Origin of the sequence: Frankia nepalensis (assembly GCF_016786325.1) — a bacterium.
GTDB classification, from domain to species: Bacteria; Actinomycetota; Actinomycetes; order Frankiales; family Frankiaceae; genus Pseudofrankia; species Pseudofrankia nepalensis.
This window is the reverse complement of the sequence record NZ_JADWYU010000313.1, coordinates 1-2,784: the sequence shown is the minus strand read 5'-3', so window position 1 is coordinate 2,784 and position 2,784 is coordinate 1. Positions and strand designations below refer to the sequence as shown.

Here is a 2,784-nt window from a genome sequence, read left to right as displayed (position 1 = left end):
GGGGCCCGCGGCGGGGCCCCGGGGGGGCCGGGGGGGGGCCGCGCGGGGGGGCGGGGCCCCGCCGCGCGGGTGGCGCTGGGGCCGGCCGACGACCCCCGCTGGGCGCGGCCGGCGCTGCTCGCGCTGCTCGCCGCGACCGCGGTGCTCTACCTCTGGGGACTCGGCCGGTCCGGGTGGGCGAACGCCTTCTACTCGGCGGCGGCGCAGGCCGGCTCCGAGAGCTGGAAGGCGCTGTTCTACGGGTCCTCGGACGCGGGGAACTCGATCACCGTGGACAAGCCGCCGGTCGCCATGTGGGTGATGGGCCTGTCCGCGCGGATCTTCGGGGTGAGCTCGTGGAGCATCCTGGTGCCGGAGGCGCTCGCCGGGGTCGCCTCGGTAGGGCTGCTCCACGCCGCCGTCCGGCGGGCGTTCAGCCCGGCCGCCGGCCTGCTCGCCGGGCTCGTGCTCGCGACCACGCCGGTCGCCGTGCTGATGTTCCGGTTCAACAACCCGGACGCGGTACTGGTGCTGCTGCTCGTCGGCGCGGCCTACGCGGCGCTGCGCGCCGTCGAGGGGGCAAGCGGCCGCTGGCTGGCGCTGGCCGGGGTGCTCGTCGGGTTCGCCTTCCTGACCAAGATGATGCAGGCGTTCCTGATCGTGCCGGTGCTCGCGCTGGTCTACCTGGTGGTGGCGCCGACCGGGCTCGGCCGGCGGGTGCGCCACGTGCTGCTCGCGGGCCTCGCGCTGGTGGCGTCGGCCGGGTGGTACATCGCGGTCGTCGAGCTGGTGCCGGCCTCGGCCCGTCCCTACATCGGCGGCTCGCAGCACAACAGCCTGCTCGAGCTCACCCTCGGCTACAACGGCTTCGGCCGGCTGACCGGTGACGAGGTGGGCAGCGTCGGCGGCGGTGGGGCCGGCGGCCGGCCCGGCGGGGCCGGCCAGGTGTTCGGCCCGCCGGCGAACGGCGGCGGCTGGGGTGAGACCGGCTGGGGCCGGCTGTTCAACGCCGAGATCGGCGGCCAGGTCGCGTGGCTGCTGCCGGCCGCGCTCGCGCTGCTGGTCGCCGGGCTGTGGGTGACGCGCCGCGCGGCGCGGACGGACCGGGCCCGGGCGGCCTTCCTGGTGTGGGGCGGCTGGCTGGTCGTCACCGGCGCCGTGTTCAGCCAGATGCAGGGCATCTTCCACGCGTACTACACGGTCGCGCTCGCGCCGGCGATCGGCGCGCTGGTCGGGATGGGAGCCGTGACGCTGTGGGAGCGGCGCCGCGAACCGGCCGCGGCGGGCACGCTCGCCGTGGTCACCGGAGGCACGGTCATCTGGTGCGCGAAGCTGCTCGGGCGGTCGCCGGACTGGCAGCCGTGGCTGCGCCCGACGGTGCTGGCCGTCGGCCTGGCGGCGGCGGTGGCGCTGGCCGGCCTGCCCTGGCTCATCCGGCGCGCCGAGGGCACGGGGCCGGACCGCGTCGAGGGCGCGGCGGGGGACCGTGCCGAGGCCACGCGGACGGACGCCGTCGGGGGCGTCGCGGCGGAGGTCTCCGCGGGCGCCGATCCGGAGTCCGCCGAGGCGGCTTCCCCGCGCTCCGCCGGCGCCGATCCGGCGGGGACCCAGGGCCTCGCCGATCCGACGGGGCCTCGGAGGACTCCCGCCGGGCCGATTCCGAGGCCGCGCGTCATCGGGCGCGTCCGCGCGGACCTCGCCGGCCTGACCGTCGCGGGGGTGTCTCTGGCCGCCTGCCTGCTCGGCCCGACCAGCTACGCGCTGGCGACCGCGGACACGCCGCACACCGGCGCGCTGCCGAGCGCCGGCCCGTCGACCTTCGGCGGTGGCCGGTTCGTCCGGCTCGGGGGCGGGCCGGGCGGCGTTCCCGGTGGCTTCTCCGGTCAGGGCCAGGCGGGCCAGGGCCAGCAAGGTCAGGGCCAGCCGGGTCAGGGCCAGCAAGGTCAGGGCCAGGCGGGTCAGGGCCAGGCCGGCCAGGGCCCGTGGGGCCAGGGGCAGCCGGGTCAGGGCCAGCCTGGGCTGGGCCAGGGCCAGCCCGGCCAGGGCGGCGGCTTCTCCTGGCCGGGCGGCGGGACCGGCGGTCTCCCGCCGGGCTTGCCGGGGGCTCCGCCGTCGGGCGGTCAGGGCGGCTCCGGCTTCACGGGCGGCCGTCCGGGCGGCATGGGCGGTCTGCTGGGCGCCCCCGAGGCGAGCGCGGACGTGGTGGCGTTGCTCGAGGAGAACAGCTCCGCCTACACCTGGGCCGCCGCGACCGTCGGCTCGAACAACGCCGCCGGGTACCAGTTGGCCGCGCGCGTGCCGGTGATGGCCATCGGCGGCTTCAACGGCACCGACCCGGCACCTACGCTCGCCCAATTCCAGGAATATGTGGCCGACGGCCGGATTCACTACTTCATCGGCGGCGGCCTCTCCGGTTCCGGTAACGGCGGCAGCCAGGAGGCGGCCGACATCGCCGCCTGGGTCGAGGAGAACTTCACCGCGACCACGGTCGACGGCGCCACGCTTTACGACCTCACCGTCCCGGCCAGCGCCGGGTCGACCGGCACCGCCTCGACCTCGATCGCGACCTGACCCACGCAGAACCTGGTATTCACCCGCGCCGGGCCAGACCTCGCCAGGCCAGCAGAGCCGAACGGCGACTTCGTCGGCGAACGGGTCCCGCCTGCTGACCCACGCCGCCCCGCCCCGCCGCCCAGAGCGCCGACGCCCTCGAGGACGGGGCTCACGCTGGCCCACCCGTGGACGGGCCGGCCTGGTCATCCCGGGTGGCGGGGGGATACGGGGCGTTTTACGCCGCCCCCGGGG

At 77.3% G+C, this 2,784-nt stretch carries 1 protein-coding gene; it reads left to right on the top strand.

The genetic code is table 11. The features are described from left to right. A partial coding sequence (locus tag I6A81_RS40850) for an ArnT family glycosyltransferase (RefSeq protein ID WP_203010511.1) occupies nucleotides 1-2,550 on the top strand: 2,550 nt, incomplete at its 5' end. Nucleotides 2,551-2,784 lie beyond the last annotated feature (234 nt).